Consider the following 23,867-nt stretch of genomic DNA (forward strand, 5'->3'; position numbering starts at 1 on the left):
GCGCGCGAGGAGGAGGGGCCGCGAGGCGTCTCACTCGCGGCTCGGGGGAGGCATCGGAGGGCATCGCGAGCACTCGTCAGCCGAATATGACCGATTGGGCACTGTCCTTGAACGAACGTGCTCATCGGATGAACGAAACCGGCACCCGGGCCACGGGAGGCCCCGCCTGACCTGCGCGGAACTCCCCGTGCCCCGTGACCGTGTCAGCCGGTGCCGGCCTCCATCGCCGCCACCAGACTGGCGGGACGCATGTCGGTCCAGACGTTCTCGATCCGCTCCAGGCACTCCTGGCGCGATCCCTCGGTCCCCTCGCGCTCCCAGCCACCGGGGACGTCGAGGTGCGCGGGCCAGAGGGAGTACTGAGCTTCGTGGTTCACCAGCACGACGAAGCGTCCCGACTCGTCATCGAAGGGGTTGCTCACGTTCCCACCCGTTCTCGGTTCTTTGGTCTGTCGCTTTTCACACGTGGTTCACCCGGACGTTCCGGGAGGCGGGACGGCTTTTTCCGCAACCGCTCGGATCATGCGTCACCCCTCCCGGGGGAGCGCCATTCCGATCACGGAAGCCGGCGATCGGTCCTGCCCCGACAGGGCGCGACGAGCGCCTCCCGGCCAAGACTTCCCCCCGAAACCGAACTCACGCCAATCACATTAAAGGATTCGGCTCGTTCACGTATGCGGACCGCGTCGTTACTGGTCGGTAATTCATCGGCCGGCAAGACCGGGAAGGGTCCCCGGCATATGCCGATCCCCGCATCGCCTTACATATCCGGCCACAGCGAGTCCGTTTCGACCGCATTTACTGGCTTATCACCCCCGCCTTTTCGGCTATCCGCCCAGCGCGCCCACATTTTCTCCACTCCGCGCTCTCATGAGCACGCCGCGCTCCCATGCGCCGGGTATGCGCCCCGCCGAGGAGGCAACCTCACGCCAGAAAAATCGGTCCGGACCGGCCGGCCAGGACCGGTCGGTGGCCGACCGACGACCGGCCGGTGGCCGACCGGCCACGTCCCGGAGCCCCGCTCCCGCCGCTCCGGCCCGCCGCGCGTGGCCGGAAGCCGCCCCCGTCCGACGCCTGTGCGGCGCCCCGTTCCGTCCCGGGGCGCCGCACAGGCGTCGGACGTCCGATCCCGGGCAGGAGGGGGTCATGAAGATACTGATCGTCCTGGTGGTCATCGGCCTCGTCGTGGCCTGGTACTCGCGTGCGCGGAAGAGGCGGTGACCGGCCGTCCGGAGACGCGAGGAACCGTCGGCCCCCGGCGCGGACACCTCCCGGCACGCCCGCGGGACGGCCGTACCGATGTCAGACCCTGCTCGTAGCGTCGTTCGTGAGGGTCCGGACCGGCCGGACCACGGCTCCACGGGGGCAGAGCATGGGTGAGATCACGGTCCGCGCCGAGGACATGGACCGTCTGCTGAAGGACAGTTCGAGTGCGTACTCCGCCCCGTACCAGCGGGCCTTCGGCGAGATAGCCCTCTCGCACCGGGGCCGGGACGCCGCCGAGATCGTGCCGCTGCTCCGCGCGGCCGCCGACGCCGCGTCCCTGGGGTTCACGGGCACGGACCTCGCCGAGCAGGCCGAGGCCATCAGCGCGGGCCGCCCCTACGTCCTGCGCGTCACCGTCCGCTGATCCACGCGTGCCCCTCTCGCCGACGCCCTCGTCCCCGGCCGTCCTCGTGGACGCCGTGTTCTCCCCGGTACGCCTCCCTCCGGCCCACGCGCGGACGGGGTCCTCCCGGCACGAAGCCCGCCGGCGGGGGGCACGCGCCGCGTTAGACTCCACTGCCGGAAGGAGCGTCCTTCCCCGGTGCTGGGCCGCGACGACCGCATCTCCCGGCTGCCGGACATCGAAGGAGTTCGAGCGTGGATGCCCCGCATGCGGTGGGCGTGCCCGACCCGGCGGTGTCCGGGCACGTCGCTTTGGAGGTGAGCCCGTTGCCCGGTCGCCCTGGGATACGAGCCAGTGGTGAGATCAGCGAGGCCACCCGTCCCGCATGGGAGGAAGCCTTGTCCGAACTGGCCCGTCGGCACGTGGACGTGTCGTACGTGGAACTGTCGGACGTGGCATTCGTGGACGTGGCGGGGGTGACGGCGCTCGCGGTCACCGCCATGACCCTGCCCGACGGCCGGATGGTGGTGGAGCACCCGCCGCCGCAGCTGCCCCGCGTTCTGGAGATGTTCTGGCCCGGCCAGTGCCGGATCGAGGTGGCGTCGCGATGAGTACGGTGACCACCGACGAGATGTTCGAGCACCCGGCGTTGTTCTACGGCTCCGCGCGGGAGTACACCGAGCAGACCGTGGCGTTCGTGCGCCGGGGCCTGGCCGCCGGCGAGCCGGTGGCGGTGGCCGTCCCCGGCCCCAACCTGGAACTGATCAGGGCGGGACTGGGGCCGGATGCCGAGGGCCTGACGCTGCTGGACATGACCGAGGCCGGGCGCAATCCGGGCCGGATCATCCCCGGTGTGCTCAAGCGGTTCGCCGACGCCCACCCGGAGGGGCGGGTGCGGATCATCGGGGAGCCGATCTGGGCGGGCCGCAGCGCGGTGGAGTACCCGGCCTGCGCGCAGCACGAGGCGCTGATCAACCCGGCCTTCGAGGGCCGCGCGGTGACGATCCTGTGCCCGTACGACGAGTCCCGGCTGGACCGGGCGGTGCTGGCCGAAGCGCGTGCCACCCACCCCACCGTCATCTCGGGCGGCCGTGAGGAGATCAGCGACGCCTACGACTGGGAGGCGGTCGTCTCCCGGCACAACGAGGTGCTGCCGCCGGTCTCCGGGGCCGAGCTCTTCCCCTACGGAGCCGAGGAACTTCCGGCGGCCCGCCGTTTCGCCGTCGACCGGGCCGTGCGGCTGGGCATCGCCGGGGAACGGCTGCAGGACGCGGAACTGGCGGTCGCGGAGCTGACGACGAACAGCGTCGTGCACGGCGGCGGGCGCGGGACGCTGGCGGTGTGGAGCGAGGACGGCCGGGCCGTCTTCGAGGTCCGTGACGCCGGACGGCTGACCGATCCGCTGGCCGGCCGCAGGCCGCCGCTCCGGGGACAGCTCGGCGGCCGGGGCCTGATGCTGGTCCACTACGTCTCCGACCTGGTGCGCGTGCACACCGGGGACGAGGGCACGACCGTGCGTTTCTACCTCGCCCTGTGAGGGGAGCCGGGCGGCGGCCAGGGACCGGGGACGGCTGCCCGGTCGCCCCTGAACGGCGGCCCGCCCACCGGCCCGATGGGCGGACGGTCCCGGCGGAGGGCGCCCTCCACGGGGGCGGCGCCCCGCCCCGCCCGGCGTCGGCGGTCCGCCCAGAGGACCGTCACAGATAGACCGTCACAGATAGCGGCGGATCGGCTGGACGGCGAGTTCCCGGGCGCGTTGCAGCGTGGAACGCCTCTTCCAGCGCCCGGCCCGGACGAGCGAACTCGCCTCGATGTCGGCGTCGAAGTGGGAGTCCAGGGTGGCGGTGAACTCCTCGTCCAGGACCGCGAGCATGACCTCTTCGTCGTGGTCGAGGGAGCGCCGGTTGAAGTTGGTCGACCCGACGAGGGCGGCGATGCGGTCCACGGTGATGACCTTGGCGTGCATCATGGTCGGCTGGTACTGGTGGATCTTCACGCCGCAGGCGAGCAGGTCCTCGTAGAAGTGCTGCCCGGCGAGCTGGCAGACCCGCTTGTCGGTGTGCGGTCCGGGCAGCAGGATCTCCACCTCCACCCCGCGCCGCGCGGCGGCGCACAGCAGCTCGATGAAGTAGGCGTCCGGGGAGAAGTAGGCGGTGGCCAGCCGGAACCGCTCCTCGGCCGACTCGATCATGACCCGGATCAGGGTCTGCATGTCCTGCCAGCCGAAACTGGCCGAACCGCGCACCACCTGCACCACCGCGTCGCCCTGGGGGCGGTGGTCCGCGAACCGGTCCCGGTCGTCGAAGAGCTCGTCGTGGCACTCGGCCCAGTTCTGCGCGAACGCCGCCGCGATGCCGTCCACGGCGGGTCCGAGCACCTTGACGTGCGTGTCCCGCCACTCGCGGGGGTTGCGGGCGTCGCCGCACCACTCCTCGGCGATGCCCACGCCACCGGTGAAGGCGACCTGCTCGTCCACGACCAGCACCTTCCGGTGGCAGCGGTGGTTCTGCTTGAGCGGCGAGAGGTACAGCGGCCGGCGGAACCAGGCCACCTGGACGCCCGACCGCTCCATCTCCGTCAGGAGTTCCTTGTCGATCAGCCGGCTGCCGAAGCCGTCGAGGAGCAGCCGCACCCGGAGGCCGTCCCGGGCCCGCTCCGCGAGCGTCCGGGCGAATTCCCGGGCGATGTCGCCCTTCCAGTAGACGAAGGTCATCATGTCCACCGTGTGCTCGGCGGAGCGGATGCTCTCCAGCATGGCGGGGAAGATCTCGTCCCCGTTGCGCAGGGGGACCAGGGCGTTGCCCTCGGTGGCGGCGATGCCGATCAGGCGCTCCAGGCGCCGGCGTATGCGTGCCGCGCGTTCGGTCGTGGATCTGCCGCCCTCCTCGTGGTCGGCGGACCCCGATATGTCCTCTGTGCCGGTCACCTTTCTCCCCTTTCGAGCTTTTCGAGCTTTTCGAGCCGTCCACGAGGGAACGTGCGGGTCCACGCGCACCCGGTCCGGTGGCGACCACCCTCATGAGGTGCACCGGGGAATGTAACCCCGATGGGGCCGGGGACTCATTCCCGGGCCGGGCGCCGGAGTGAGTGCCGTCACACATCACCGGAAGGAATGACCCGGCACCGAGGGTTGACGGCTTCCATGAATCCCCCGCATCTTCCTCTCCGCAACCGCACCCTTCCGAGGTGTGATTCCGGCTCAGGGGGTACCCGAACAGCAAAGCGCCGCCGTCCCGGGGCGGCGCCCGAAGCTGGAGCCCCCATGCACCGAGCCGGTTCCCCCGTCCCGCCGCCCCGCCGCGAGATCAGGTGGAACACCACCGCCCGCCTGATCACCGACGCCTGCCACGTCCCCCTCGGCGCCACCGTCCACTACCGGTCCCGCTCGCCCTTCGTCATCGAGCTGGCCCTCCACACCCCTTCGGGCGAGGTGGTCTGGAGGCTGGACCGCGACATGCTCCTCGCGGGCACCGAGGCGCCCACCGGCCTCGGCGAGGTGCACATCCGGCCCGCCCCCTACGAGCAGGTCGTGCTGCGTCTGGGGGACCCCTCCCACGCCGCTCTGATCAGCCTCGACCGCCATCACGTCCTGCGCTGGGTGAACACCTCGCACAGCATGGTGCCCGTCGGCACCGAGAGCTCCCACATCGACTGGCAGCCGTTCCTCGACGTCCTCGCCGGCTGACTCCGCCCGGGAGCGCGGGCCCCGGCCCCGGACCGGCGCGTCACCGGCCGCCCCACGGTTCCCGGTGCCCTCGCGGGCGCGCCGCCGGGGGGCGTGCGGCACGGCGGGTCCTCTCGCACGGGCGCCTTCGCGGGCCCGGCCGGAACCGGGCCCACGAAGGCGTCCGTCGGTGCGGGACTTCTCAGCGGCGCCCTCTCAGCCGGGCGAGGAACCCCCGGGCCTGTGCCCGTTTCCGGGGGTCGGCGGCGGCTCGTCGTACCGACGCGATCGCCCGCTGCCCCTGAGGGCTGCGGCCGAAGCTCCTGATGCGGCTCAGCAGTGCGGACATGGGGCCTCCTCGTACTCGTTCCACTCGATGCTCGTCGTGTCCTGCGGGTGATGCCTACCGGAAGAACGCCAGGTAGTAGTCCGTGAGCGTCATGCGGTGGTGCCCGTCCGCGTCGTCCTGCCCGGGCACGAATTCCGGGGCGTTCTTGATCTGTTCCCTGGTACGGCCGACGAAGACCGTCTCCGTCGCCCGGTCCACGGCGGTGACGATGCCGGCCGGGATCACGACCTGCCGGCCGAGGGTCCACGGACCGGTGTCCACGACCAGGTGCCCCCGGCCGACCTCGGCCGAGTGCTTGTCGACCTTTCCGATGCCGCCGTCCGTGGCCTCGACCGCGTATCCGGTCAGATCCGTACCGGCCGCGTGGGACGCGGTCCCGGAGAAGGACCAGATGTCGGGGTGCATGCCTGCCCACTTCCTCTCTGCCGGGACGGTCGTGACGCGCGTCCCGTGCTGTTCTCCCGCTTGTTGCCCGGCGCGGCCCGTTCACACGGCCGGCCGGGAAGTACGCGTGCCGCCGGCCGGCCCGTCGTCAGCGCCCGCGGTGCTTCGCCGGCGGTCCGGCCCCGGCCGGGCGGCCGGACCCGTCGCGCCCGTGGCCGCGGGCGACCCCCTTCCGGGGCCCGGCGTCCTTTCCCCCGGCTCCGGGACGGGGCCGCGCGGACGCGCCGGTCGCCGGGCCCGGCCGTGCGGCGGTTTCCCCGGCGGCGGGCGAGGGTGCCGTCCGCGTAGGGAAGGCGGGGGCCGCGGCCGGAGACGAGACCGGTTCCTGACGGGCCGTCGGGACCGGCGGAGATCCGGCGGTACGGTCCTGCCGGGCGGCCGGGGGCTCGGCGACGTTCTGGCGCGGTGCCCGGGGGACGTCTCCCCCGTCGGCGCCGGCCGGCCCGCCGATCGAGCCGGTCAGCGCGGCTCCGAGCACGGCCAGCGTCGCACCGGCGGCGAGGGCGCGGCCGGGCCGGCGGGGAGCGGAGGAGGAAGGAGCCGGAGACCGGACGCCCACGACCGGTGCCGTCACGCGCGACGGCTCGCCGCTCCTCCGGGTCCTCTCCGGAAGGCCGGGACCGTGCGGGGGCGGTGAGGCCCGGTACCCGTCCCCCAGGGCGGTCAGGGTCCGGAAGCAGGTGTCGGCGTCGGGGCGCCCGGTCTCGTCCGCGTCCGTCATGGCCTCCACCAGTTCGGCGAGGTCCGCGGGGAAGTCCGGGGGGACGACCGGGGGCCGGTGCAGTCGTGCCAGCGCGGCCTCCAGGGGCGCGCCCGCGTACTCCAGCTCGCCCTTCAGGGATTCCAGGAGGACCAGCCCGAGGCTGTAGACGTCCGCGGCCGGTCCCGCGCCCCTGCCCAGCACCTGTTCCGGCGCCAGGTACGCCGCGGTTCCCACGAGGGGTCCGGTGTCCGCGCGGGTGGTGTCGAGGGACCGGGAGATGCCGAAGTCGGCCAGGTGCGGGGCGCCCGTCTCGTCCAGGAGGATGTTCGACGGTTTGACGTCGCGGTGCACGACCCCGGCCGCGTGCACATGGGCCAGCGCCGAGGCCAGGGCGGCTCCGGTGCGGACGGCCTCACCGGGCGTCAGGGGAGCCTCGGCGATGCGCCGCCGCAGGGTGGTTCCCCTGACGAGCTGCATCACCAGGTAGGGACGGCCCTCCTCCCTGCCGGTGTCGTACACGGTCACGAGGCCCGGGTGCCGCATCCTGGCCAGCAGACGGCCCTCACCGCCGAAACGCTCCTCCATCAGGGAGTCGCCGCCCGGCCGGAAGAGCTTGACCGCCACCGGCCGCCGCAGCCGCAGATCCAGACCCTCGTACACATCGGCCGCGCCGCCGCGCCCCAGCAGGTCGTCGAGCCGGTACCGGCCGGCGACCGCGTGGGCCGTGAGCCGGAGATCCGGTCGGACCGACCACGAACGGACCTTCATCGGTGCTCCCTGTGTCCCGTTGTCGCCTTCCGCCGTCCGCCCGTCCACGTACGCCGGCTCTCCGTACCCCGGTCACGTGCGCGCGGGTTCCCCGCGCCGTCGCGCCGGTTCCGTACGGTCCCGTCGCGGGCTCCCGTGTCCGGGCACGGGACTACGGGTGCCCTCCCCGCGCCGAAACATCCGCGCGGTGACCGGAAGACCCGGCGGGAGGGCCGCCCCGGACCGCGGCGGGGACGCGTCCCCGTCGGGCCGGAGCGCGCCGACTCCCTTTCCCCACAAGCTCGTTGGCGGGCGTCTGCGAACCCTCCGACGGGGCACACGTACCCCATGACCGTTCCCAAGACCGGTGTCCTCGTCCTCGACAGCACCGACCCCGAGCCCCTCGCCCGCTTCTACGCCGCCCTGCTCGACGCCACCGTCGAGCCGAGCGACGGCGACCCCGACCTGCTGCTGCTCTCCGGTTCCGCCGGTGTCGTCCTGGGCATCCGCCGCGACCCCGGCCAGGCGCCGCCGAGCTGGCCCCGGCCGGACGACTCCCAACAGGCCCACCTGCTCGTCCTCGTGGCCCCCGACGACCTCGACGAGGCCGAACGGGAAGCCGTGTCCCTGGGCGCGCGCCCCGTGTCCGCCGACCAGAACGGCACCCGGCTGGACCGGCGCACCGACACCCGCCGCTACACGGACCCGGCGGGTCACGCCTTCGTGCTCGCCCCCGCGCGGAACGTTTCGGTGTGATGCCCGGGGGCAGCCGCCCCACGTGCCCGTCCGCACCGCAGAGGAGGACGATCATGAGCCGTCACGAGCGCCGGCGCACCCTGCCGGCGGACGCCCCGCCGCGGACCGCGCCCCGGGAGTCCGTCGGCGAGAGCGGTGACGTCGAGGCCCGCCGGGAGGCGGAAGCGTCGCGGGAGCGCCGTGGCGGGGGCGCGGACGACGAGGGCGGCATGACCGCCAAGCGCCGCGCCCCCGGCCCGGGCCGCGAGGAGCAGCGACGTCCGCACGGGCGGAGGGGCGGGGCCGGGGCCGAGGAGGGCTGACGGGTCCGCGCGCGGCCGGCGGGGTGACGGCAGCGGCGGCTCCGTCACCCCGCCGGCCGCGCCTCCCTGGGAACCAGCCGGCAGCGGGCCGGACCCGCCGCCTGGAGAGTGATCGCCGAGGTGACCGGCACCTCGGTGTCGACGGCCTCGAAGCCGTGGCGCTGGAGGAGCATCGCCAGGGCGATCACCGACTCCAGCATCGAGAAGTGCTGACCGATGCAGGCACGCGGACCGCCGCCGAAGGGGAACCAGGCGTACCGGGGCCGGGCGGCCTCCGCCTCGGGCGTGAAGCGGTCGGGGTCGAAGCGCTCCGGGTCCTCCCAGAGGTCCGGGTGCCGGTGGGTGACCCAGGGGGACACGATGACGTCCGCGCCCGCCGGAATGGCGACGCCCCCCACCTCGGTGGCGGCGACGGCGCGGCGGCCGATCACGGGAGCCGCCGGGAAGAGGCGCATGGCCTCCTTGAGGACCCGGGTGACGTAGGGGAGCGCGTCGAGGTCGGCGGCGCCGGGGGTACGGCCGGCGAGGACCCGGTCGACCTCCTCCCGGGCCCGTTCCTGCGCCTCCGGGTGGCGGCCGAGCAGATGGAGGGCGAAGCCCAGGGACGTGGCGGTGGTCTCGTGGCCGGCGAGCAGGAAGACGAGGACCTGTTCGCGCAGTTCGGTGGCGTCGAAGCCGCCGTCCTCGGCGCTGCCGGCCCCGACGAGGAGGGTGAGGAGGTCGTCGCCCGCGTCCGGGGCCCGCCCGGCCTCCCGCCGCTCGGCGATGATCCGGTCGCAGACCTCGTACAGCGCCCGGTGGACGGCGGCGGCGCGGCGGTTTCCGGGGGTGGGCCAGGTGCGGGGCACGTTGACCGGGGAGTAGCCGCGGCGCAGCACGTAGGCGCCGAGTTCGGGGAAGCTGCTCTCGACGATCTCCACGGCCGCGTCGACGTCGGTGCCGAAGAGGATGCGGGCGACGGCGCGCAGCGCGAGCCGGGCCATCTCCTGGAGGACGTCGACGGTTTCGGCGCCGCCGTCCCGCCATTCCCCGGCGAGGACGCCGACCTCGGCGGCGACGGCCGCGGCGTAGCCGTCGACGCGGCGGCGGGTGAACAGGGGCTGCACGAGCCGGCGCTGGCGGAGGTAGTCCTCGTCCTGGCTGGTGAGGAGGCCGTTGCCGAAGGACTCCCGGAGCTCCTGGTAGAAGGTGTTGTCCTTGCGGAAGTTGGCAGAGTCGCCCGCCAGGATCCGCTGTGCCCCCTCGGCGGAGAAGACGCCGTAGACGGTGGTGCGCAGGCCGGGCGGCCCGGCGGTGATCCGCACGACGTCCCCGTGTTCGCGCCGGGCGCGCAGGAAGGTTCCCAGGGAGTCGTTCTTGAGGTCGAACAACGAACCGAGCAGGGGAAACCCCGCGAGTTCGGGTGCTTCGGCACCGGTGGTGATGGCCATGAAGGGTCCCCCTCGATCGTCACCTGCGGGCCGATTGTCCCCCAGGAGGTGACTCACGGGTAGGGACGTTCCGCCGGCTTTCCGCGTCCGCTCCGCCGACCGGTGCGGCGCACCGGTGGTCCGTGGCGCCCGGAAGGCCCCTCCACGGGCCGGACCGCGCGCCCGGAGCGCGGCGGGCACCCCGCGACGATCCCCGCGACCGGCCACCGACCGCGCGGGCTCCGTCGCCCCCGTGGCCTTCCGGCGGGAGGCCCCGCGCCGCGTCCCCGTCCCCGGAGGCGGACGGGTCCGTTCCCCGGGGCCGCCCCGGCGGTCCCGGGCGGGGGCCGGGCGCGTTCCGTACCCTGGGCGGCATGCGCATGCGTCCCACTCTGACCTGGACCCCCACCGAGGACCTGCCACCGGCCACCACGGACCTGCGGCCGGTCGTCGACGCGCTGGACGCCGGCGGTGTGCTGGTGCTCAGCGGGGCGGGCCTCTCCACGGAGTCGGGCATCCCCGACTACCGGGGCGAGGGCGGGAGCCTGAGCCGGCACACCCCGATGACCTACCAGGAGTTCACCGGCAGCGCCCGCGCCCGGCGCCGGTACTGGGCGCGCAGCCACCTCGGCTGGCGCGCCTTCGGCCGCGCCCTGCCCAACGCGGGGCACCGGTCCGTGGCCGCCTTCGGGCGGCACGGCCTGCTCACGGGTGTGATCACCCAGAACGTCGACGGTCTGCACCAGGCCGCCGGCAGCGAGGACGTCGTGGAGCTGCACGGGAGCCTGGACCGGGTCGTCTGCCTCTCCTGCGGCGCCCTCGGCCCGCGCCGCGAGCTCGCCGAACGGCTGGAGGAGGCGAACCCGGACTTCGAGCCGGTGGCCGCGGGCATCAACCCGGACGGCGACGCCGACCTCACCGACGAACAGGTCGGGGACTTCCGCGTGGTGCCCTGCGCGCTCTGCGGCGGCGTCCTCAAACCGGACGTGGTGTTCTTCGGGGAGGCCGTTCCGCCGCGGCGGGTCGAGCACTGCCGCGAGCTGGTCCGGGAGGCGGACTCGCTGCTGGTCCTGGGCTCCTCGCTGACCGTGATGTCCGGGCTGCGCTTCGTCCGCCAGGCGGCCCAGGCCGGAAAGCCCGTGCTGATCGTCAACCGGGACCCGACGCGGGGCGACCGGTACGCCCTCACGCGGGTCGCGCTCCCCCTGGGGACGGCCCTCACCTCCGTGGCCGGTCTGCTGGCCGTCCCCGTGGGCGACGCCGGGCGGTGACCCGGCCGGTCCGGGTCTCCCCCGCTCCCTCCCCCGGTGCGCCGGGCGGTCCCCGCCCGCCCGTCCGGCCCGCCCCGCCCGTCCGGCTCCACCCGGCAAACACATGTTCTCTGGGCCGAAGCACGCCCGGGAAAGTATGATCAAGCGATGTCTGACATGACCGAGACCACGCCCGGCTGGCTGTCCACGGACGAACTGGACAGCGCCAGGGCCCGGATGCCGATCCTGTACGTCGAGGCCGTGCCCGTCCGGGTGGACGACAGCGGCGAAGTCACCAGCGTCGGGCTGCTCCTGCGGATCGGCGCGGACGGCACGATCAGCCGCACCCTGGTGTCCGGGCGCGTCATGCACCACGAGCGGGTCCGGGACGCGCTGCTCCGCCACCTGGAGAAGGACCTCGGTCCGGTGGCCCTGCCCCGCGTCCCCGCCTCCCTCCAGCCCTTCACCGTCGCCGAGTACTTCCCCACGGCGGGCATCACCCCGTACCACGACCCGCGCCAGCACGCGGTGGCCCTCGCGTACATCGTGCCGGTGACCGGCGACTGCCGTCCCCGCCAGGACGCGCTCGACCTCGTCTGGTTCAGCCCGCAGGAGGCGGCCTCCCCGGCCGTGCAGAACGAGATGCCGGGCGGCCGGGGGATGCTGCTCAAGCAGGCCCTCGCGCACGTGGGCCACACCTACTGAAGCCTCCCCGCGCGGACGGGCGTCCCCCGGACGGCTGGAGCGGGCCCGGGGCTTCCGGGGCGGGCCGGACGCATGCGGTCCGGGCGGCGGGGTAGCCGGGGCGGTGTGCGGAGGGAAAGGAAGACATCATGAAACCGTCACGCCTCGTGTTCAAACCGATCTCGCTCGTCCTGAGCGCCGGGACCGGCGTGCTCGCGGGAGCCGCGTTCAAGAAGGCGTGGCAGGTCCTGGGGCACGACGACGACGCCCCCGACGCCACCGACGAGGACCGGGGGTGGCGCGAGGTCCTGCTCGCCGCGGCCCTGCACGGCGCGATCTTCGCCCTGGTGAAGGCCGCGGTCGACCGCGGCGGGGCGACGGCGGTGCGCCGGGTGACGGGCGCCTGGCCCGCCTGACCCCGCCCCGTCCGCCGCTTCCGGCCACGAAGCGCCGCCCCGTCCGCGGGGCGGCGCTTCGCGTGGTGCGGGACCGGGGCCGTACGGCGAGACCGGTACGGCAGAAGGAAGTGCGGCCGGTACGGCAGAAGGAGGTGCGGCGCCCGCCGGTCGTCGCGCGGGCGCCGCACCTCCCGTCCGGTGCTCAGTTCCGGGGGCTCACTCGCCGCCGGTGGTGATCCGGGCGCAGGCCCGTACGACCTCGTGGAGGTCCATGCCCTCGTCGCGCAGGGCCCGCTGGCGGTCCGCCCCGCCGCCGTGGGCCAGATGGGCGGCGATCCCCTTCCGCGCCTCGGCGAGGTCGCCGATGTCGTCGAGGGCCTCCCCGACGTGGTCGAGCAGGGCCTCGAAGGCCGCCTCGGCGGAGGTCTCCCGCAGGGTCACCGGATGCAGGAGCGGCCCCTTGAGCCCCGACCGGGCGGCGCGCCAGGAAGCCAGCCGCAGGAGCCCGGCGGAGACGGGGGCCGGGGGCTCCCCGTCGCGCCAGGCGCGGGCGGCGGTCTCCACGAGACCGCGGGCGAGGGTGGCGATCAGCACCGTCGTGGCGGGTTCCAGACAGACGTCGGCGACCCTGATCTCGACGGTCGGATAGTTGGCGGAGAGGCGGGCGTCGAAGTAGATCATGCCGGGGTCCCGCAGGACACCGGTCTCCACCATGGCGTCGACCTGCTCGTGGTACCTGTCCGGGGTGCCGAACAGTTCGTACGGGCCGGCCGACGGCCAGCGGTTCCACACCCGGCTGCGGTAGCTGCTGTAACCGCTGTCCTCCCCCTGCCAGAACGGCGAGTTCCCGCTGAGCGCGTTCAGGAGGTAGAGCCAGGGGCGGATCCGGTCGAGGACGGCGACCCCCTCCTCGTCGGACTCCACGGCCACGTGGACGTGGCAGCCGCAGGTCAGCTGCTCCTTGGTGGTGAGGGCGAACTGTTCCGCCATCCACCGGTACCTCGCGCCCAGGTGCCGGGACGGTTCGACGGGGACGGGCGAGGTCGCCAGGGCGGCGACGACCGCGTCGGACTCCCGGGCGTACCGCAGCGCCTCGCCGCGCCAGCGCACGATCTCCTTGTGCAGCTCCCCCATCTCCGTCAGCGGCCGGGTGGAGAACTCCAGCTGCTCCTGGTGCAGCTCCTTCTCGAAGACCTCTCCCGCTTCGTCACCGCGCAGGGCGGCCGACGCCAGTACCGCCGACGACACGGCGAACGGCTCGCCCGTCCTGGCGTTGACGAGCATCAGCTCTTCCTCGACTCCTACCGTGCGCATCGACTCTCCCTGCTTCAGCGAATGCCCCGCCGCTCCGGCGTCCTCCGGGAGGAGGAGACGGACGGGGCGGGACCAGAACTTTCACGCGTATGCCCGGTTCCGCGCTTGCGAAGCATCCGGATGTGGGTTAAAAGCTCTCCGGCTCGTCGCTGACGGGGCGCCCTCGTGTTCCCGGTCCGCCGCCGGACGCGGCGACCGCGTCCGGCGGCGGACCGGAGGCCCGGCGGAGCCTCAGCCGTAGGTGACGGTGACCCGCTCGAATCCGAGGGCGCGCAGGAGGCCCTGGAGCATGGCGGTGGTGTTGCGTTCCGCGCGGGCGGCGAGGTCGCTCTCCCCGGCGGCCCGTCCGATGTGCTGGGCGGCGAGGACGTGGACGGCGCGTTCGCTGCCGGGGTTGTCGGAGAAGAGGTCGCCCAGCCGGTCGAGGAGCCCCCGCTGTTTGGACACGGCGTAGGACCGCTCGGGGTCGAGGGACGGTTCGCCGAGCCGCGCGTGCGGCAGGCGGAGGGTGGCCGTGGTGCGTTCCTCGTCGACGGTGACGGCGTCCCGGCCGAGGCCCGCGAGGTCGACGTGGGCGCCGACGGTCCCGGCGGCCAAGTACAGGGTGCGGGTGCCGCGGATCGCGTCGGGCAGGAACCGGGCGTCCTTCTCCAGGTCGACCACGACCTGATAGGTGCCGACGGCCCCCTCGTGGCGGTTCATGTCCTGGATCGACTTCAGGAGGACGGGGCCGGAACGGTCCTTGGTCTCCGTCCCGAAGAAGTCGCCCAGGACGGGCAGCCGGAAGAACCGGCCTCCCAGGACCAGCGCGAGGATCAGTGCGAGGACGAGGGCGAGGGCGAGGGGCCACCTGCCGGGGGCCCGTTCGCGGCGCCGCTTCTCCCGCGTGGGTCTGTTCTCCGTGTCATCCGTCATGCGCGTCTCGTGCCCGCGACACCTCCGGTCATTCGGAACTCCCTTCCCGGAGGCGGGCGTTGGAGCGCACGCGACAGATGGGCCCCCTGTCGCGCCGACCGCTCCCGGGGCGGTCCGGCCCGTCCGCGCCGGCGCCCCGGCTCCGGGTTGTCCCGGCGCTTCCCGGGTAGCCGCACCTCCTCGGAGAAGTCCTGGTGCTTCTCGTCCGAAGAGACCCGACGATGGGGGGCGGCACATGAAGATGTGGAGACGCGGCCGGAACGGGGACGAGGTGGCGAAGACGGGCGGCGGCGCGCCTTCCGTACCGCCTCCCCCGCCCCCTCCGCCGCTCCGGCCGTCCGAACCGTCGCGGTGGGCGCGTTGGTCGCGGTCGCCCCGGCCGCCCCGGCCCGCTCCGGCGGAGGAGGGAGCGGCGCGGCCCGGACCGGGCCCGGTGGTGCGGGTGCTGGTGGCCCTGACCGCCCTCGTGGGCATGGTGGCCTTCGCGATCGTCCTGGCCCGGCTCACCCTGAACGCGTCCCCGGCGTCCGCCGCCCTCACCCACAGCAACCTGACGCCGGGCAGCTCCCTCCGCGCGTACCTGGGGCAGCCCGTCTTCCTGGAGACGGTGAAGCAGGTGGGCGGCAACGTGCTGCTCGGCGTGCCGTTCGGCGTCCTGCTGCCCCTGCTCTCCCCCAAGACCCGCGGCCTGGTGCGCGTGGCCCTGCTCACGGTCGTGACGATGCTGCTCGTGGAGCTGGTGCAGGGCGCCCTCATCACGGGGCGCGCCTTCGACATCGACGACGTCCTGCTGAACACGACCGGCGCCCTGCTCGGCTATCTGCTCGTCGGCCGGCGCCTGGGGCGCGCGGTGCACCCGCGCGTCCGGCGCCGGTGGTGGTCGCGGCGCGCTCCCCGTCCGGCGCGGTGACCGCGCGGAACGGCACTCCGGCGGACGGGCGGGGCACGCGCTCCGGGCGCGCGTGCCCCGCCCGTCCGCCGACCGGCCGCCCCGGCCGCTTCATCCGCTTCGTCCGCCGGTCATCGGGCACCGGTCCGGCGGCGCCGGCTCCCCGCTCCGTCAGGGCTGCGGGACACCGGAGCGGCGCTGATCGCTCTCGTCGCGGAGGATCTCGGTGTGCCGGGTGAGCGTGTCGACGCGCTCGGCCAGGTCCGGGTGGCGGGGGGCGAGGTGGCGCCGGGTGCGGGCGAGGGGTTTCAGGAGGAGTGCGGGGTCGCTGTCCGCGAGGGCTTCGCCGAGGTCGTTCCGGAGGGCGGCGGGGAGGGTGTCGAGGGCGGTGATCTGTCCGGCGAGCTGGCGCAGGTCGAACGCGTTGTCCCGCGCCCAGGCGGTGACCGTGCGGTCGGCCGCGCGGCGGTCGCGGGTGGCCTGGACGCGCTGTTCCCCGGTGGTGCCGGGGTTGCCGGGGCGCACCCGCAGGTAGCGGCGTTCGGCCGCCTGGCGGCTGGTGACGCCCAGGGGGTGGGCGAGTTCGGCCCAGCTGGCGCCCGCGTCGCGGGCGGCCTCGATGAGGCCGGGCTCCCACCCGGCGAGCTGTTCGCGCAGTTCGCGCAGGAGCAGGAGGGCCGTGAGCGCTTCCTCGGAGGACGTGTCGGGACGCGTGTCCGGGGGCGCGTCCGGAGCGGACCGGGCCTTCCGCACGGTCTCGTTCATCGCGGCGAGGGCCGTGAGGGCCGCGTGGAAGGTGACGGGGTGGCCGGCTCCTGTCATGCGATCACGCCCTCTCCATCTGTCGTCCAAACATTGACAAAGCTGATGTCGTCCATCCGTTGCTTCTGGAGTTGTCGTCCATCCGTTGACATGTTACAACGGAGTCAGGTGAAGCGCATTGGCAGTCACTGCCCGACCCGACTGGAGGTGTTTCGCGATGTTGATGCGCACCGATCCGTTCCGCGAACTCGACCGGCTCACGCAGCAGATGCTGGGGACGAACGGCACGTGGTCCCGTCCCTCCGCGGTCCCGATGGACGCCTACCGCGAGGGTGACGCGTACGTGATCGTCATGGACCTCCCCGGCGTGTCGACGGACGCCATCGACATCGACGTCGAACGGAACATGCTGACGGTCAAGGCCGAGCGGCGCCCCGTCGCGAAGTCCGACGACGTCCAGATGGAGCTGTCCGAGCGGCCCCTGGGTGTCTTCTCCCGGCAGCTGATGCTGGCCGACACGCTCGACACCGAGAAGATCACGGCCGACTACGAGGCGGGCGTCCTCACGCTGCGCATTCCGATCGCCGAGCGCGCGAAGCCGCGCAAGGTCGCCATCGGCCGGAGCGACGACCGCAAGCAGATCGGCGGCTGATCCGCCCGGGGCGGGGAGCGGACGAGGGCGGGAGCCCGTCCCTTCCTCCTCCGCTCCCCGCCGTCCACCTCCCCCACCCGAAGGAAGGGGCCGTGATGAGACTGCGATGGCACGCGTTCCTCGACCGCGTGCGGGAACGCGGTGACTACGGCACGCCCCGGGAAGCCGAACGCGCCGCCCGCGTCGTCCTGGCGCTGCTCGGCGCCCACCTGGTCGGTGACGTGCGGGCCGCGCTCGCCGCCCGCCTCCCCGAGACCTTCGCCGTCGTCCTGCTCAACCCCCTCCAGGCCGCCGAACCGCTCTCGCCGGAACGCTTCGTGCGCGCGACGGCCGCCTGGATCGAAGGGGCCACCGAACGGACCGCGGCCTGGGACGTCAGCGCCGTCCTCAGCGTCGCCGCCGACGCCGCCGGAGAGGAACTCACCGACCGGATGCTCCTCCAGCTCCCTCCCGGCTACGACCTCCTGTTCGGCCGGCCCCACCCGTCCCGGTAGCGCCGGCCCGTCCCGTCGAAACCTGTTCGTCCCGCCCGGCCGGACCGGGCCCGAAGAGAACGGCGATCCCGTCACCATGACCCTCCAGACCGAGACCACGCCCTCCGCCCCCGCACCGGCCCGTGGCGGAACGTCCTACGTCAGCCTGCTCGAACGCGTCTGCTACGAGGGTGCCTACCCCACCCGCGAACGCGCCGAGCAGTCCGTGCGCTCCGTGCTGGCCGCCCTGGGCCGGCAGCTCGTGGGCGAGGAACGGGTCGATCTCGCCGCCCGTCTTCCCGTCGAGGCGGCCCTGGCCCTCACCGCCGAGGTGCCCGCCACCACCCCCCTCACCGGCTGGGAGTTCGTCAAGGACCTCGCCCGGCGCACCGGCGGCAGTCCCGCCACCACCCGCTGGGACGTCGGCGCCGTCCTCGCCCCCGTCGCCCAGCTGGCCGGGACCGACCTGGTCGACCGCATCGTCGACCAGCTTCCTCCCGGTTACGCGCTCCTCTTCGGCAGGGTCGAACTCCCGTCGCCCCACCGTCCGGACCGCACCGCCCGCTCCCTCACCGGCCGGAGCGCCGCCGGACGCCGGACGGACGCCTGAGCCCCTCCGCGCGCCCGTCCGGGAAGGCGCCCGGCCGGAGCACCGGGCGCCTTCCCGGACGGAACGGTTCAGGGGGTGGCGACGAGACCGCCGAGCCGCGTGGCCAGCCACGGCCTGCGGCCGCCGGCCCGCATCCGGCCGAGGGCGACGGCCTTCCAGATCGGGACGCGCCGGAAGGAGACCAGCAGGAACGTGGACGGCTCCGCCGTGATCCGGCAGTCGTAGACCCGTGGTGGCGCGTCACGGGTGACCGTCATGGTCCCGTCCTCGACGACGGCCGCCAGCCGGAGGCCCCCCTTGATCACGAGGTCGAACGCGATGCGGACCCCCCGCGCCTTCTCCCCGTCCAGGGCCGCCGCCATCATCGTGGGCATCGACTGGCCGAGGACGAGGCGCGCCTCGTCCGGGCCGACGGACCACGGCAGACCGGCGCCCCGCGCGATGTCCAGGCCGTGGACGAGGGTCTCGCTCAGCATCAGGCCGGTCACCGTCGCCAGGGTGAGCGGCAGCCCCCCGTACCAGGGCGCGTCGAGGGGGGTGTCGGGGGCGAGGCCCCGGGTGACGCGCAGGAACGTCTCGCCCCGCTCGGCGACGAAATCGGCCGGGCGGACGCCCTCCCCGGCGCCGAACAGGGTGACCGACCGGGCGTTCAGAGCGGTGATCCGCTCGGTGAACGTCCCTCCGGCCGGGGGCAGGACACCGTCCCACTCCACCGGCTCGCCGGGAGAGGCGACGGAGGTGTACGCGAGGTAGACGGCCGCCAGGTGCGCGCCGACGTCACCGACCGACCACACCGGGACGCCGGAGGCCGCGTCCGGGTCGGGCACGGCGCGGAGCAGCCGGACCAGTCGCGGGATCGCGGCGGCCAGCGCGGCACGGGTCTTCTCGTGCTCGGTGACGGGATCGAACGTCATGACGGTTCCCACGGCACTCCCCCTGATCGCTGATGGGCTCGCAGGTTACCCCCGAGTAGCACAACTGCGACAGAGCCCTCCCCCGCCCCGGCGGCCGCGGGTCCCTCCGCGCGCCTCCGGCCCGCGCCGTACGCGACCGGGGCCACCGGACACGGACGGCCCTCCCCCGGAAAGGGGCCGGTGCGCGCGGGCGCCCCCGGTTCCCCGGCGCGTCCCGCCCGACTGGCGGGCGGGACGCGCCGGAGGATGATGGAGGGGTCCGGCCCCACGTGGTGGGAGGCCGGACGCGACGTGAGGGAAACGCCCGGGTGAGTCCGTGCCGGGACGCCGTGACGCGCGAGGGAGGCAGAGCACGAGGTGGACGACGAGATCCCGCCCTTCGCGCCGCAGCACCGCGGACTGCCCTTCGCCGGCGAGGCCGCCGGGGCCCTGCTCGACGCGGGAGGCAGGATCGTCGGCTGGACGCCCGCGGCGGAGAAGCTGCTCTCCCTGCCCGCCGACCGGGTCTGCGGACGTCACATCCGGGAACTGCTCGGGGACGCGGGCCCCCGCCCCGCGCCGTCACCCGGACGGCGCACGGAAGCCTGGTCCGGCGAGGCCGTGGTGCGCACGGGCGGGGGCGAGGAGGTGAGGGTCGACTTCCAGGTCCTGCCGCTCGCGGACGCCGGGGACGGCGCGGGACCGGGGCGGTACTTCGTCCTCGCGGCCCCCGCGGGAACGGCGGCCCGCTGGAGACAGGACCAGGCGTTCACCACCGAGCTGTTCCTCCAGGACCGGCTGGGCCTGGCCGTGTTCGACACGGAACTGCGACTGGTCAGGACCAACACGCACCTCCTTCCGTACACCGGGCTCGGGCCGGACCTGCTCGGCCACCGGCTGACGGACTTCCTGCGCGCCGAGGACGCGGCGGTGCTCGAACGGCACCTGCGCGAGGTGCTGCGGACGGGGCTGCCGCTGGTGCGGGCGGAGGAGACGGTCCGCACCCTCCGGGAGTCGGGGGGCGGAGCGGTGATGGCCGTCTCGGCGTTCCGGCTGCAGGCACCCGACGGGCAGGTGTTCGGCGTGACCGCGCTGTTCACGGACGTCACCGAACTGCGCCGCACCGGTGAGCGCCTGTCCGTGCTGCACCGCGTGACCGCGGCCGTGGGCGGTTCGCTGTCGGTCGCCGGCACCGCCGAGGACCTGGCGTCGGCGCTCGTGCCCGCGGTGGCCGACCTGGCCGTGGTGGAGATCGCGGAGGCGGTGTTCACCGGGGAGGAGCCCGACCCCGCCCCGGACGGCGGCATGCCCCTGCGCCGTACCGCCGTCGCGGGGCGCGCGGCCGCGGAGGCTCCGGCCGAACCCGGCGCCCCCCTCGACCCGCTCACCTCGATGGCCGTCGCGCTGCGCGCCCGGGGCGGGGTGCTGGGGCGCGTGACCGTCCACCGCGACGCCGACGGACCGCCCTACGAGGCGGCCGACCTGCACCTGCTGCACGAGATCGCCGGGCACGCCGCCCTGGCCCTGGACAACGCCCGCCGCTACACCCGCGAACACCGCGCGTCCGTGGGGCTCCAGCGCAGTCTGCTCCCGCCGTCGCAGGCCGAGACCGTCGCCGTGACCACCGCCGGCGTCTATCTGCCCGCCGACACGGCCACCGGTGTCGGCGGCGACTGGTTCGACGTGATCCCGCTCTCCTCCGCCCGGGTCGCCCTGGTCACCGGCGATGTCGTCGGGCACGGCCTCGCGGCCACGGCCATGATGGGGCGCCTGCGCACCGCGGTGCGCACCCTCGCCGACCTCGACCTGGAGCCGGACGAACTGCTGGTGCACCTGGACGACCTGGTCTCCCAGCTGGGCGTGGAGACCGACGGGGGCGACGCGTCCGACGACGCGCCGGAGTCCGCCCGCCCCCGGACCGACCCCATCGGCGCCACCTGTCTGTACGCCGTCTACGACCCGGTCTCCCGTCGGCTCGCCGCGGCCTCCGCCGGGCACCCCCCGCCGGCCGTGGCCGTCCCGGACGGGACCGTCGCCTTCGTCCCCGTGAGTCCGGGCCCGCCCCTGGGCGTGAGCGGGCTGCCCTTCGAGACGGCCGAGATCGACGTGGCGCCGGGGAGCATCCTCGCCCTCTACACCGACGGGCTGATCGAGACCCGCGAGCGCGACGTCGACGAGGGCATGGCCGAGCTGGCGCGCCGCCTGTCGGCGCCGGGCGTCTTCGACACGCCGCTGCGGGACCTCGGCCGCGAGATCGTCGCCGACCGCCCCTCCCGCCACCTCACCGACGACGTCACCCTCCTGCTCGCCCGTACCCGCGCGCTGCCGTCCCGGGACCACGTGGTCTGGCCGGTGGCCTCCGACCCGGCCGCCGTGGGCGAGGTGCGCGAGGCGGCGACCCGGCAGCTGGACGCCTGGGGGATGGCGGAGCTGGCCTTCACCACCGAACTCGTCCTGAGCGAGCTGGTCACCAACGCCATCCGCTACGCGGGCGGGCCGGTCGAGGTGCGCCTGATCCGCGCGGGACGTCTGATCTGCGAGGTGTCCGACCCGAGCGCCACCCAGCCGCGGATGCGCCGCGCCCTGCTCACGGACGAGGGGGGCCGGGGCCTGTATCTGGTCGCCCAGCTCACCACGCGGTGGGGCTGCCGCTACACCCGGCACGGCAAGACGATCTGGGCGGAGCAGGAGATGCCGGAGGACGGCACGCTCCCCGCGCGGTAGCGGCGGCGCGGGGCCGCGGGCGTCCGGCCCCGGGTTCACCGGCCGCGGCGATCGGGCCGGTCCGGCCGGTCGCGCCGGCCGGGCCGGAAGTCGCGGAAGGTCCGGGGCTGCCGGGGCGGGTCCGGGACGGGCACCTCCCGGGTGCCCTCGCGGACGGCCCGCCCGGCGGTCCCGGCGTCGACGCCCGCGAAGATCAGGACGTCCTGGGCGACCAGCCGTGCGCTCTCCCACACGGCGACCGTGGGCGCGGGTCCCTCGTCGGGGGCGTCGCGGACGACGTCCAGGGCCCAGCGGGTCGCGTGCCGGCGCACCGCGCGGCTTCCGGGGGCGGCCGCGAGGGCGCCCAGGACGCCCGACAGGGCCCGCAGCGTCGGGGCGAACTCCTGCCGGCCGTGCGTGTCCAGGGCGAGGGCGCGGCGGATGAGGCTGAAGCAGCTGTGACCGAGCATGTCGAGCTGCAGTGCGGTGGCCGTCTCGCGGGTCAGGGGGTCCCTGCCGCGCCTCCGGTGGAGGGTGCGGCCGGTGACGTCGAGGCTGTCGGCGCGCGCCCGGTCCAGGTCGTCGAGGAGCGTGTACACCGTGCGCACCTCGTCCCAGGTGCGGAAGGTCCGCTCGGCGTCCGAGGCGTCCAGTTCGCGCGCCGTGAAGTCGAGGGCGTTCGCCAGGCCCGTCAGGGTGGCGGACTCGGCCCTCCTGAGCAGGGCGAGGGGGTGCACGGGGAAGAGAAGCTGGCTGAAGACGAGGGCGACGCCGCCGCCGAGGAGGGCGTCGAGGACGCGGTCGATGCCGGCCTGGCTGCCGGCGGCGACGCAGATGACGGCGCCCACGGCGGCCTGGGCCATGGTGATGCGCTCGCCGTCGAGGACGAGCGCGACGAGGAGCGCGCAGAACACCGCCAGGCCGAAGGCGGCGCTGCCGTGGCCGAGGAGGGCGTAGGCGAGGTCCCCGACGACGACGCCGGTGATGACGCCGACCAGGACCCGTACGGTGTTGGTGCCGCGTCCGCCCAGGGGGGTGTTGAGCGCCACGAGGGTGGCGATCGGGGCGAACAGGGGGACGTGGTGGTCGATGAGGTCGTCGGCGATCCACCAGGACAGGGCGGCGGCGACGGCCTGCTGGACCATCGGCCACAGGTTGTCCCCGACGCGTTTTCGGATCGTGGCCATCGTCCCCCTTTTTCGCCTTTTCCGCCTTTTCCGTCCGTTCCCCGCGGTCTCCCGTCCGGGGCGCCCCGCGCGGTTCCGCGGGCCTCCGGGGCCGGACGGTGCAAGCCTGACCGCGGACCCCGCCCGGTGTGCCCCGGTTGCGTCCGAGTGCCGTAACGCGTTCCTCCGTTCCGGCACGGAGCGCCCGCGGAACGGCCGTGGGACGCGTCGCCCCCCGGGGCCGGGGGCTATGAAGGCGCGGTGGCACACGAGACGAGTGGCGAGCAGTACGCGTTCGGGGCCGGGGACTACCGGGCCGTGGTGACGGAGCAGGGCGGCGGCCTGCGGGAGCTGACGTACCGGGGCGAACCGCTGGTGCTGTCCTACGGGACGGACGAGCCGGCGCCCGCCGCTTTCGGGCAGCTCCTCATTCCCTGGCCGAACCGGATCGACCGCGGCCGTTACGTCTTCGACGGCACGGCCCATCAGCTCGACCTCTCCGAGCCGGAGCGCGACTGCGCCCTCCACGGGCTGACCCGGTGGGTTCCGTGGTCCCCCGTCGGGCGCGCCGGTGACCGGGTGCTGCTGGGGTGCCGGCTGCTCGGTTCGACCGGGTACCCCTTCCGGCTCGACCTGGAGGCGGCGTACGTCCTCGACGCCGACACCGGACTGACCGTCCAGGTCACGGCGGTGAACGCGGGTTCGGTACCGGCGCCCTACGCGCACGGCGCGCATCCGTACCTCACCGTCGGCGAGCCCCTGGACGACTGTGTCGTCCGGGCCCCGGGCGGGAAGTACCTCCCCGTCGACGAGCGGATGATCCCCCAGGGGCCGCCGGTGGACGTCGCGGGCACCCCGTACGACCTGCGCGAGGGGCGCCGGCTGGGCGGGCTGGCCGTCGACCTGGCCTTCACCGCGCTGGAGCGCGACGAACGGGACCGGGCCTGGGTCCACCTGTCCGGCCGTACCCGTACGACCTCCCTCTGGCTGGACGCCGCCCAGCCGTGGCTGGAGGTCTACACCGCCGACGACGTGCCCGCCGCGCACCGGCGCCGCGGGCTCGCGGCGGAGCCGATGACCGGTCCGCCCAACGCCTTCGCGAGCGGCACGGACCTGGTGCGCCTGGAGCCCGGTGCGGGCTTCACCGGCTCCTGGGGGATCGTGGCCGGCTGAGC

At 74.3% G+C, this 23,867-nt stretch carries 26 protein-coding genes; 15 read left to right on the forward strand and 11 right to left on the reverse strand.

Features of this window, described 5'->3' with window-relative positions:
• Positions 1-203: 203 nt before the first annotated feature.
• Positions 204-422, reverse strand: coding sequence for an MbtH family protein (locus tag ACZ6AQ_RS09435; RefSeq protein WP_468758726.1), 219 nt, complete (start codon positions 420-422; stop codon positions 204-206).
• 950 nt (positions 423-1,372) lie between these two features.
• On the opposite strand from ACZ6AQ_RS09435, the gene ACZ6AQ_RS09440 reads away from it, so the two are divergent.
• From ACZ6AQ_RS09440 to ACZ6AQ_RS09450, 3 genes are all read left to right on the forward strand, one after another.
• Positions 1,373-1,630: a hypothetical protein gene (locus ACZ6AQ_RS09440; RefSeq protein WP_468758727.1), complete on the forward strand. Its 258-nt coding sequence runs from the start codon at positions 1,373-1,375 to the stop codon at positions 1,628-1,630.
• Positions 1,631-1,881: 251 nt separating this feature from the next.
• The gene (locus tag ACZ6AQ_RS09445; protein WP_468759249.1) at positions 1,882-2,220 is read left to right on the forward strand and encodes an STAS domain-containing protein; all 339 of its coding nucleotides are present in this window, start codon (positions 1,882-1,884) and stop codon (positions 2,218-2,220) included.
• Positions 2,217-3,146 carry an anti-sigma factor RsbA family regulatory protein gene (locus ACZ6AQ_RS09450; protein WP_468758728.1) on the forward strand — a complete coding sequence of 310 codons (930 nt, stop codon included), beginning with the start codon at positions 2,217-2,219 and terminating at the stop codon, positions 3,144-3,146. The genes ACZ6AQ_RS09445 and ACZ6AQ_RS09450 overlap by 4 nt, the downstream gene beginning before the upstream one ends.
• 174 nt (positions 3,147-3,320) lie before the next feature.
• Here ACZ6AQ_RS09450 and ACZ6AQ_RS09455 read toward each other — a convergent pair whose 3' ends face one another.
• A complete protein-coding gene (locus tag ACZ6AQ_RS09455; RefSeq protein WP_468759251.1) occupies positions 3,321-4,517 on the reverse strand; it encodes a phospholipase D-like domain-containing protein in 1,197 nt (398 codons plus the stop codon).
• Between the two features lie 354 nt (positions 4,518-4,871).
• On the opposite strand from ACZ6AQ_RS09455, the gene ACZ6AQ_RS09460 reads away from it, so the two are divergent.
• On the forward strand, positions 4,872-5,294 hold the full coding sequence (locus tag ACZ6AQ_RS09460) for an SsgA family sporulation/cell division regulator (protein WP_468758730.1): 423 nt from the start codon (positions 4,872-4,874) through the stop codon (positions 5,292-5,294).
• Between the two features lie 181 nt (positions 5,295-5,475).
• On the opposite strand, the gene ACZ6AQ_RS09465 is transcribed toward ACZ6AQ_RS09460, so the two are convergent.
• The 3 genes from ACZ6AQ_RS09465 to ACZ6AQ_RS09475 form a co-directional block, all read right to left on the reverse strand.
• Positions 5,476-5,622 carry a hypothetical protein gene (locus ACZ6AQ_RS09465; protein ID WP_388689410.1) on the reverse strand — a complete coding sequence of 49 codons (147 nt, stop codon included), beginning with the start codon at positions 5,620-5,622 and terminating at the stop codon, positions 5,476-5,478.
• A 54-nt stretch (positions 5,623-5,676) separates the two neighbouring features.
• Entirely contained in the window at positions 5,677-6,027 is a 351-nt protein-coding gene (locus ACZ6AQ_RS09470) for a PRC-barrel domain containing protein (RefSeq protein WP_468758732.1), read from the reverse strand.
• A 127-nt stretch (positions 6,028-6,154) separates the two neighbouring features.
• Positions 6,155-7,537, reverse strand: coding sequence for a serine/threonine-protein kinase (locus ACZ6AQ_RS09475; protein ID WP_468758733.1), 1,383 nt, complete (start codon positions 7,535-7,537; stop codon positions 6,155-6,157).
• A 327-nt stretch (positions 7,538-7,864) separates the two neighbouring features.
• Here ACZ6AQ_RS09475 and ACZ6AQ_RS09480 point away from each other — a divergent pair, with 327 nt between their 5' ends.
• Both ACZ6AQ_RS09480 and ACZ6AQ_RS09485 read left to right on the forward strand, forming a co-directional pair.
• Positions 7,865-8,272 carry a VOC family protein gene (locus ACZ6AQ_RS09480; protein ID WP_468758735.1) on the forward strand — a complete coding sequence of 136 codons (408 nt, stop codon included), beginning with the start codon at positions 7,865-7,867 and terminating at the stop codon, positions 8,270-8,272.
• Positions 8,273-8,325: 53 nt separating this feature from the next.
• Positions 8,326-8,574: a hypothetical protein gene (locus ACZ6AQ_RS09485; RefSeq protein ID WP_468758736.1), complete on the forward strand. Its 249-nt coding sequence runs from the start codon at positions 8,326-8,328 to the stop codon at positions 8,572-8,574.
• 44 nt (positions 8,575-8,618) lie between these two features.
• On the opposite strand, the gene ACZ6AQ_RS09490 is transcribed toward ACZ6AQ_RS09485, so the two are convergent.
• Positions 8,619-10,004: a cytochrome P450 gene (locus tag ACZ6AQ_RS09490; RefSeq protein ID WP_468758737.1), complete on the reverse strand. Its 1,386-nt coding sequence runs from the start codon at positions 10,002-10,004 to the stop codon at positions 8,619-8,621.
• 353 nt (positions 10,005-10,357) lie between these two features.
• On the opposite strand from ACZ6AQ_RS09490, the gene ACZ6AQ_RS09495 reads away from it, so the two are divergent.
• From ACZ6AQ_RS09495 to ACZ6AQ_RS09505, 3 genes are all read left to right on the forward strand, one after another.
• On the forward strand, positions 10,358-11,254 hold the full coding sequence (locus ACZ6AQ_RS09495; RefSeq protein ID WP_468758738.1) for an NAD-dependent protein deacetylase: 897 nt from the start codon (positions 10,358-10,360) through the stop codon (positions 11,252-11,254).
• Positions 11,255-11,410: 156 nt separating this feature from the next.
• Positions 11,411-11,938: an NUDIX hydrolase family protein gene (locus tag ACZ6AQ_RS09500; RefSeq protein ID WP_388689985.1), complete on the forward strand. Its 528-nt coding sequence runs from the start codon at positions 11,411-11,413 to the stop codon at positions 11,936-11,938.
• Positions 11,939-12,066: 128 nt separating this feature from the next.
• On the forward strand, positions 12,067-12,333 hold the full coding sequence (locus ACZ6AQ_RS09505) for a DUF4235 domain-containing protein (RefSeq protein WP_388689424.1): 267 nt from the start codon (positions 12,067-12,069) through the stop codon (positions 12,331-12,333).
• Between the two features lie 198 nt (positions 12,334-12,531).
• Here the strand turns inward: ACZ6AQ_RS09505 and ACZ6AQ_RS09510 are convergent, their stop codons facing one another.
• Together ACZ6AQ_RS09510 and ACZ6AQ_RS09515 are read right to left on the reverse strand one after the other, a co-directional pair.
• Positions 12,532-13,629: a glutamate--cysteine ligase gene (locus tag ACZ6AQ_RS09510; RefSeq protein ID WP_468758739.1), complete on the reverse strand. Its 1,098-nt coding sequence runs from the start codon at positions 13,627-13,629 to the stop codon at positions 12,532-12,534.
• A gap of 231 nt (positions 13,630-13,860) precedes the next feature.
• Positions 13,861-14,544 (reverse strand): DUF4230 domain-containing protein, encoded by a 684-nt coding sequence (locus tag ACZ6AQ_RS09515; RefSeq protein ID WP_468758741.1) that lies wholly within the window; start codon positions 14,542-14,544, stop codon positions 13,861-13,863.
• A 241-nt stretch (positions 14,545-14,785) separates the two neighbouring features.
• Here ACZ6AQ_RS09515 and ACZ6AQ_RS09520 point away from each other — a divergent pair, with 241 nt between their 5' ends.
• Entirely contained in the window at positions 14,786-15,454 is a 669-nt protein-coding gene (locus tag ACZ6AQ_RS09520; RefSeq protein ID WP_468759253.1) for a VanZ family protein, read from the forward strand.
• A gap of 150 nt (positions 15,455-15,604) precedes the next feature.
• Here the strand turns inward: ACZ6AQ_RS09520 and ACZ6AQ_RS09525 are convergent, their stop codons facing one another.
• A complete protein-coding gene (locus ACZ6AQ_RS09525; protein WP_468758743.1) occupies positions 15,605-16,255 on the reverse strand; it encodes a type III effector protein in 651 nt (216 codons plus the stop codon).
• A gap of 157 nt (positions 16,256-16,412) precedes the next feature.
• On the opposite strand from ACZ6AQ_RS09525, the gene ACZ6AQ_RS09530 reads away from it, so the two are divergent.
• The 3 genes from ACZ6AQ_RS09530 to ACZ6AQ_RS09540 all read left to right on the forward strand — a co-directional run bounded on the left by ACZ6AQ_RS09530 (position 16,413) and on the right by ACZ6AQ_RS09540 (position 17,930).
• A complete protein-coding gene (locus ACZ6AQ_RS09530; RefSeq protein ID WP_468758745.1) occupies positions 16,413-16,847 on the forward strand; it encodes an Hsp20/alpha crystallin family protein in 435 nt (144 codons plus the stop codon).
• A gap of 95 nt (positions 16,848-16,942) precedes the next feature.
• Complete coding sequence (locus ACZ6AQ_RS09535; protein WP_468758747.1) at positions 16,943-17,341, forward strand: DUF2267 domain-containing protein; 399 nt, start codon at positions 16,943-16,945, stop codon at positions 17,339-17,341.
• Between the two features lie 76 nt (positions 17,342-17,417).
• Entirely contained in the window at positions 17,418-17,930 is a 513-nt protein-coding gene (locus tag ACZ6AQ_RS09540; protein WP_468758749.1) for a DUF2267 domain-containing protein, read from the forward strand.
• A 68-nt stretch (positions 17,931-17,998) separates the two neighbouring features.
• Here ACZ6AQ_RS09540 and ACZ6AQ_RS09545 read toward each other — a convergent pair whose 3' ends face one another.
• Positions 17,999-18,844: a maleylpyruvate isomerase N-terminal domain-containing protein gene (locus ACZ6AQ_RS09545; protein ID WP_468758751.1), complete on the reverse strand. Its 846-nt coding sequence runs from the start codon at positions 18,842-18,844 to the stop codon at positions 17,999-18,001.
• A 357-nt stretch (positions 18,845-19,201) separates the two neighbouring features.
• Here ACZ6AQ_RS09545 and ACZ6AQ_RS09550 point away from each other — a divergent pair, with 357 nt between their 5' ends.
• Entirely contained in the window at positions 19,202-21,547 is a 2,346-nt protein-coding gene (locus ACZ6AQ_RS09550; protein WP_468758753.1) for a SpoIIE family protein phosphatase, read from the forward strand.
• 35 nt (positions 21,548-21,582) lie between these two features.
• Here ACZ6AQ_RS09550 and ACZ6AQ_RS09555 read toward each other — a convergent pair whose 3' ends face one another.
• Positions 21,583-22,713, reverse strand: coding sequence for an FUSC family protein (locus ACZ6AQ_RS09555; RefSeq protein WP_468758754.1), 1,131 nt, complete (start codon positions 22,711-22,713; stop codon positions 21,583-21,585).
• A gap of 240 nt (positions 22,714-22,953) precedes the next feature.
• Between ACZ6AQ_RS09555 and ACZ6AQ_RS09560 the strand changes: the two genes are divergently transcribed.
• Positions 22,954-23,865 carry an aldose 1-epimerase family protein gene (locus ACZ6AQ_RS09560; RefSeq protein ID WP_468758755.1) on the forward strand — a complete coding sequence of 304 codons (912 nt, stop codon included), beginning with the start codon at positions 22,954-22,956 and terminating at the stop codon, positions 23,863-23,865.
• Positions 23,866-23,867 lie beyond the last annotated feature (2 nt).

This window comes from Streptomyces sp. NPDC041191 (assembly GCF_055591945.1).

Coding starts and splice junctions, on each gene's coding strand:
- ACZ6AQ_RS09465 (WP_388689410.1), bottom strand. CDS start 5,622: ATGTCCGCACTGCTGAGCCGCATCAGGAGCTTCGGCCGCAGCCCTCAG.
- ACZ6AQ_RS09555 (WP_468758754.1), bottom strand. CDS start 22,713: ATGGCCACGATCCGAAAACGCGTCGGGGACAACCTGTGGCCGATGGTC.
- ACZ6AQ_RS09495 (WP_468758738.1), top strand. CDS start 10,358: ATGCGCATGCGTCCCACTCTGACCTGGACCCCCACCGAGGACCTGCCA.
- ACZ6AQ_RS09525 (WP_468758743.1), bottom strand. CDS start 16,255: ATGACAGGAGCCGGCCACCCCGTCACCTTCCACGCGGCCCTCACGGCC.
- ACZ6AQ_RS09520 (WP_468759253.1), top strand. CDS start 14,786: ATGTGGAGACGCGGCCGGAACGGGGACGAGGTGGCGAAGACGGGCGGC.
- ACZ6AQ_RS09500 (WP_388689985.1), top strand. CDS start 11,411: ATGACCGAGACCACGCCCGGCTGGCTGTCCACGGACGAACTGGACAGC.
- ACZ6AQ_RS09460 (WP_468758730.1), top strand. CDS start 4,872: ATGCACCGAGCCGGTTCCCCCGTCCCGCCGCCCCGCCGCGAGATCAGG.
- ACZ6AQ_RS09515 (WP_468758741.1), bottom strand. CDS start 14,544: ATGACGGATGACACGGAGAACAGACCCACGCGGGAGAAGCGGCGCCGC.
- ACZ6AQ_RS09485 (WP_468758736.1), top strand. CDS start 8,326: ATGAGCCGTCACGAGCGCCGGCGCACCCTGCCGGCGGACGCCCCGCCG.
- ACZ6AQ_RS09440 (WP_468758727.1), top strand. CDS start 1,373: ATGGGTGAGATCACGGTCCGCGCCGAGGACATGGACCGTCTGCTGAAG.
- ACZ6AQ_RS09470 (WP_468758732.1), bottom strand. CDS start 6,027: ATGCACCCCGACATCTGGTCCTTCTCCGGGACCGCGTCCCACGCGGCC.
- ACZ6AQ_RS09475 (WP_468758733.1), bottom strand. CDS start 7,537: ATGAAGGTCCGTTCGTGGTCGGTCCGACCGGATCTCCGGCTCACGGCC.
- ACZ6AQ_RS09530 (WP_468758745.1), top strand. CDS start 16,413: ATGTTGATGCGCACCGATCCGTTCCGCGAACTCGACCGGCTCACGCAG.
- ACZ6AQ_RS09480 (WP_468758735.1), top strand. CDS start 7,865: ATGACCGTTCCCAAGACCGGTGTCCTCGTCCTCGACAGCACCGACCCC.
- ACZ6AQ_RS09450 (WP_468758728.1), top strand. CDS start 2,217: ATGAGTACGGTGACCACCGACGAGATGTTCGAGCACCCGGCGTTGTTC.
- ACZ6AQ_RS09505 (WP_388689424.1), top strand. CDS start 12,067: ATGAAACCGTCACGCCTCGTGTTCAAACCGATCTCGCTCGTCCTGAGC.
- ACZ6AQ_RS09535 (WP_468758747.1), top strand. CDS start 16,943: ATGAGACTGCGATGGCACGCGTTCCTCGACCGCGTGCGGGAACGCGGT.
- ACZ6AQ_RS09545 (WP_468758751.1), bottom strand. CDS start 18,844: ATGACGTTCGATCCCGTCACCGAGCACGAGAAGACCCGTGCCGCGCTG.
- ACZ6AQ_RS09510 (WP_468758739.1), bottom strand. CDS start 13,629: ATGCGCACGGTAGGAGTCGAGGAAGAGCTGATGCTCGTCAACGCCAGG.
- ACZ6AQ_RS09540 (WP_468758749.1), top strand. CDS start 17,418: ATGACCCTCCAGACCGAGACCACGCCCTCCGCCCCCGCACCGGCCCGT.
- ACZ6AQ_RS09490 (WP_468758737.1), bottom strand. CDS start 10,004: ATGGCCATCACCACCGGTGCCGAAGCACCCGAACTCGCGGGGTTTCCC.